The organism is Clostridium sp. DSM 8431, from assembly GCF_900116755.1.
Taxonomy (GTDB): Bacteria; Bacillota; Clostridia; order Clostridiales; family Clostridiaceae; genus Clostridium.
Genome location: NZ_FPBY01000226.1, coordinates 1 through 4,436, shown reverse-complemented (window position 1 = coordinate 4,436; position 4,436 = coordinate 1). Strand labels below are relative to the sequence as shown.

The 4,436-nt window shown below is 26.8% G+C and carries 5 protein-coding genes; all 5 read right to left on the bottom strand.

The genetic code is table 11. The features are described 5' to 3' along the window. Positions 1 to 195 precede the first annotated feature (195 nt). Positions 196 to 468 (bottom strand): HAD hydrolase family protein, encoded by a 273-nt coding sequence (locus BM384_RS18600; protein WP_175537426.1) that lies wholly within the window; start codon positions 466 to 468, stop codon positions 196 to 198. Then, positions 465 to 803: an HAD family hydrolase gene (locus BM384_RS18595; protein WP_175537425.1), complete on the bottom strand. Its 339-nt coding sequence runs from the start codon at positions 801 to 803 to the stop codon at positions 465 to 467. The genes BM384_RS18600 and BM384_RS18595 overlap by 4 nt, the downstream gene beginning before the upstream one ends. A gap of 80 nt (positions 804 to 883) precedes the next feature. Further along, entirely contained in the window at positions 884 to 2,911 is a 2,028-nt protein-coding gene (locus BM384_RS15780; RefSeq protein ID WP_090015032.1) for an aminopeptidase, read from the bottom strand. A 77-nt stretch (positions 2,912 to 2,988) separates the two neighbouring features. Next, a complete protein-coding gene (locus tag BM384_RS15775) occupies positions 2,989 to 3,927 on the bottom strand; it encodes an AEC family transporter (RefSeq protein ID WP_090015030.1) in 939 nt (312 codons plus the stop codon). Between the two features lie 230 nt (positions 3,928 to 4,157). Continuing rightward, a partial coding sequence (locus BM384_RS15770) for a transposase (protein ID WP_139232156.1) occupies positions 4,158 to 4,436 on the bottom strand: 279 nt, incomplete at its 5' end.

Below are 4,436 nucleotides of genomic sequence, written 5' to 3'. Positions count from 1 at the left end.
TCTTTGATAGAATCAATTGTATTCACCTCATTTCTTTTTTGTATCCTATAATAGTATTCAAAGATACGCAAAATAGTATTCAAAGATACACAAAAGACATATTAGTGAGGTGATATCATTAATAAACATCTAAAGGTTATTAGACAAATCTATAAATCTCTATTTCTGAAGTTTGTTATTTTTTAGTACACTTTTCTAAGGTTTTATAATATTTTTGTAACTGTTACTTAACCCCTTATTAACACCTTTGTTACTAACATCTACCCAGTGCTTTCCGGAAACGACTACATTAAGCTTGTCCCCAAGAGATGTACTTATAGTTTTATAAGAGTGCTCCTTTGAATCATAAGGATCATATACTGCAATTTTAAAAATATCATCATCTATATTATCAAAATCATCTACAATAATTCTTTTTACATAATACTTAAATATTTCAGAGGATAAATCTTCGTTAATTTTTTTCATATAAGCCCCTTTAGTCCCACATAATACAAGTTCCACATCAGAAATAGAGTTGCGCATACCTTTACTACTTCTTTTACATATTCTTTATCAATAGCACTAATTTTAGGTTCTTTATTTTTCTCTGCAATATATGAACCATTATCACAAATAAAATATAAATCATCACTTACTGGTTTAAAATTTTCATATAAAGTAAAATAAGGTCTCCCACTTGCCACTACAAATTTAACATTTCTTTCCTTAAGTTTTTCTAATACTTCAAAAAAACCTTCTGGAAGGTTACTATTTTCATCTAAAAGAGTACCATCCATATCTGTTGCTATTAATTTAATCATTTTATTCACCCTCTTTTGTTTTTTTAGAAAGAACATTCCAAAATAAAATTTAGAATGTTCCTTTTTTAAATTACTATGTTTTATTTTTCAAAAGCTTCATTTAACTTTTCTGTACCAGGTAAAACAAATCTACCATCTTTAATAATTACAGTTTTTTCACCCTTCTTATTATACACTGATATTTCACCAAGTTCATCATATGGTATAGTAATATCTGTATGACAATTAAAATAAGCTTTTTCCATATCAGTTTTTCTTAAGATTGAGCATTCATTGTCTCTTGCCACAATTTCTTTTCCATTTGGATTGTAAACTTTATGGTCCTCACTCATTGAATAACAAGTATCTCCCATAGCAAAATGTGGTCCTGTTTTTTCTGCTATTAAGATTGGTAATTTACCTTGAATATTATACTTTTGACCCATAACATAAGCAGTAGTGTTAGTTCCAATAGCAAATTCTCCTATAGGTACAGTTTCATGATTAAATAATATATTTTCCTTAACAAACTTTAGATTATCTTCTTCTTTATCAAAGTTTTTGCAAGTATACTTATCAATCATTCCGTCTTTTAAGTCTATTTCTAAATCCTTATACTGTAAACCATTTAAGAATACTTCTGTTACATGAAGTTTACCATTTGTATCTTTTAATACTGGTGACGTAAATACTTCCCCTACTGGAATGTTAACATCTGCTGTACAGTTTTCAAAAATAGTTTCTTTTTCAGGATCTTTAAGTTTATATAAATTAACTTTTAAATCTGTTTTATTCTCACCCATACCTAAAACATGAACATAATCACCTTTATCTAAGGCATCAATTATAGTTTGTTGTATTTCAGCATAAAGCTTATTATCAAGATTATTTAATTTTACTGTTTCATTAAATATAGCTTCAAAATCTTCACCTATATCAGGAGTTGGATAAGCTATTATTGTAAAACTTGTTTCACTTCTCTTTAAAGCTTTAGAAATTGTAATTCCAAATTCTCTTTTAAATTTAGAATCTAATTTAAGTTGCTCTTTTGTAAGGCTTATGGCTTCTTCTTTATTTTTAGGTTCAAAAGTTTCTTCTCCAAAAGTTTCTATGGCAGCAGGTCCTGCATATAATCCTAGTTCATCACTATACTTTTCAGATATTTCTTTTAAGTTTTTCATTCTCATTTGAGTATATTCATCTGTAAAGTATATTCCATAATCATATCTGTGATCATACTTATATTGTCTATTAGTAAAGTATTCTTGGTAAAGAGTATAAATAGGTGTTAATCCTATTTTCTCAAATTCAATCCCTGCATATTTAGCCATTCTTTCAAAACCTATAGAATAATAGATATTAACATATTTTTTACTCTTTAAATCAAGTTTTGCAAGTTCATATCCTCTTACATATCCACTGACATAAGTATTTACCATATCATCTATCTTCTTTTGTGAAAGATTTTTAAAGAATTCAGCTATCTTAACTTCTCTTTCAGTTATATAACTATCATATTTGTATAAATATCTTAAATCATTTAAATCTGAATTTTTTATTATATGTCCTGAATAATTTAAAGATGTATCAAAATATCTTCTTAAATATAATTCAGTTTTTAAGCTGTCCTCATCATATGCATCCTTTGTTATAATAGATTTTACTTCTTCTAATGATTTTTCATCTTTAGATAATACTTCATATACATTAACAAATAGTTTTATTGGTGAAACCATATTAAAAATCTTATAAGAAAATGCGTCTTCTATTCTATCTCTAAGCTTTGTATATATAAGACTTAAAGCTTCACCACATTCTTTTCCTAATGTACTTACAGCAAAGGAAGGATTAGCAAAAGACATATCATAATTTTCTAATAAAATATCTTTAAAAATATCTTTATTTAAATCTTTAATTTCTTCTAAAGACATTTTTTCAATATCTCCACTTTCTACATTATCAGTTATTCTTTTTAAGTTAAGAATAAAATCACTTACTTCAAGAAAATAATTTCTAAGTTGTCCTTCTACACTTTTATCATCTTTGATTAATTGAACTTTTTCTATGCATTCTTCATATTCTTTTAGAAACTTAGAATTTTCTTTTTTAAATAATTCTACAAAATTCATATTATGCTTCCCCTTCTTTATTAATATTAACAACTTATTATTTTACCATGTTTCGCCATTAATTAAAATGTTATCCGTTAAAACATCCCTAACTGTTTAAATAAAAATATCCATACAAATAATGTGAAACTTGCAATAGCAGAAGTAAATATTACTGTATTTCCAGCAAGGCTTCCATCACTATCCATTTGCTGAGCCATAGTATAGGATGAAACTGCACATGGTGATGCAAAAATTCCTATAAGAGTTATAAAACCAACACCCCTAATTCCTATTAAGGCAGCTAAAGATAAAGCTACTGCTGGAACTAATATTAAACGTCCCATAACACATATTATAAGATTTTTATATTCCTTTTCTACGCTTTCTAAATTAAAAGATGCTCCTAAAACTATTAAGGCCATTGGTGTTGCAGAAGCTGATATTTGTGATATTGTCTTTTCCATAACCTTAGGCATAGAAATATCTAAAGAAGCAAAAATAAGGCCTGCAATAGCTCCTAAAATGAGAGGATTTTTAAGAATTCCTTTAATAACTTTTTTTAAATCAACCTGAGTTCCTCTAAAACATTCTAAGGTTATTACAGCTAACACATTATATAATGGTACAATAATTGCTACCATTATAGCAGTAATACCAATATTACCTTCACCTGCTAAATTAGCTGCCACAGGAAAACCCATAAGCACAAAATTACTTCTATATATTGCTTGTATCATGGCGCCTCTTTTTTTATTGCTTTTTTCAATTTTTAATACAAATAGTAATGCTAACAAATACATAATTAAAACTAAACTTACTGAGAAAATTGTAAGCTTTAAATCAAAAGTTTCTGAAATCTTTACATTATAAACATTTGAAAACATTAATATTGGAAATAAAGCTTTAAATATCATAGCATTAACATGAGTTAATTCTGTATCATTAAGTATCTTTAATTTTCTAACTATAACTCCCAAAATAAGCATAGAGAACATTGGAATTACAGCTTCTATTGATATAATGAAATTATTCATTTTTTCTCCTCCCCAATAATTCATTATATCATCTTAATTTGTATGGGTACATATTTATTGGTTCAATTATGAAATAGAGTGATAAATTAAACTAGCTATTCAAATATAGGTGGACGGCCTTTAAAATTCTTGATTTTATAAGGATGTTCATCCCTTATAAACAGTGGATATTCTTGAATTTTATCAAAAATATATTTAAATAAAGATAAATAATTAGCTAAGTATTTAGTTTAAACTCCTCTGTAGACAGAGATAAATCTTTTTATATTGCTGTGAATACTATTTATTCTTTGAATGTTAAAACCTTTGAAACTATGTTTTCCTTTTGGAATGGCTATATGATTAAGCTTACAATAGGCAGACAAAGTTTTATATGAATATAGACTATCAGTTATAAAAGTACTTTTTGCATTAATCACTTTTCCCACACTTCTTATAAGATCATTACTTGAAGGCTTTCCCATTGTAATTGGAGCAATATAAAAACTATTGTCACTATCTAAGGCTGT

What these genes read in the sequence shown, in the direction of transcription:
- BM384_RS18600 (WP_175537426.1), bottom strand. Translation starts at nt 468, where the DNA reads ATGAAAAAAATTAACGAAGATTTATCCTCTGAAATATTTAAGTATTAT.
- BM384_RS18595 (WP_175537425.1), bottom strand. Translation starts at nt 803, where the DNA reads ATGATTAAATTAATAGCAACAGATATGGATGGTACTCTTTTAGATGAA.
- BM384_RS15780 (WP_090015032.1), bottom strand. Translation starts at nt 2,911, where the DNA reads ATGAATTTTGTAGAATTATTTAAAAAAGAAAATTCTAAGTTTCTAAAA.
- BM384_RS15775 (WP_090015030.1), bottom strand. Translation starts at nt 3,927, where the DNA reads ATGAATAATTTCATTATATCAATAGAAGCTGTAATTCCAATGTTCTCT.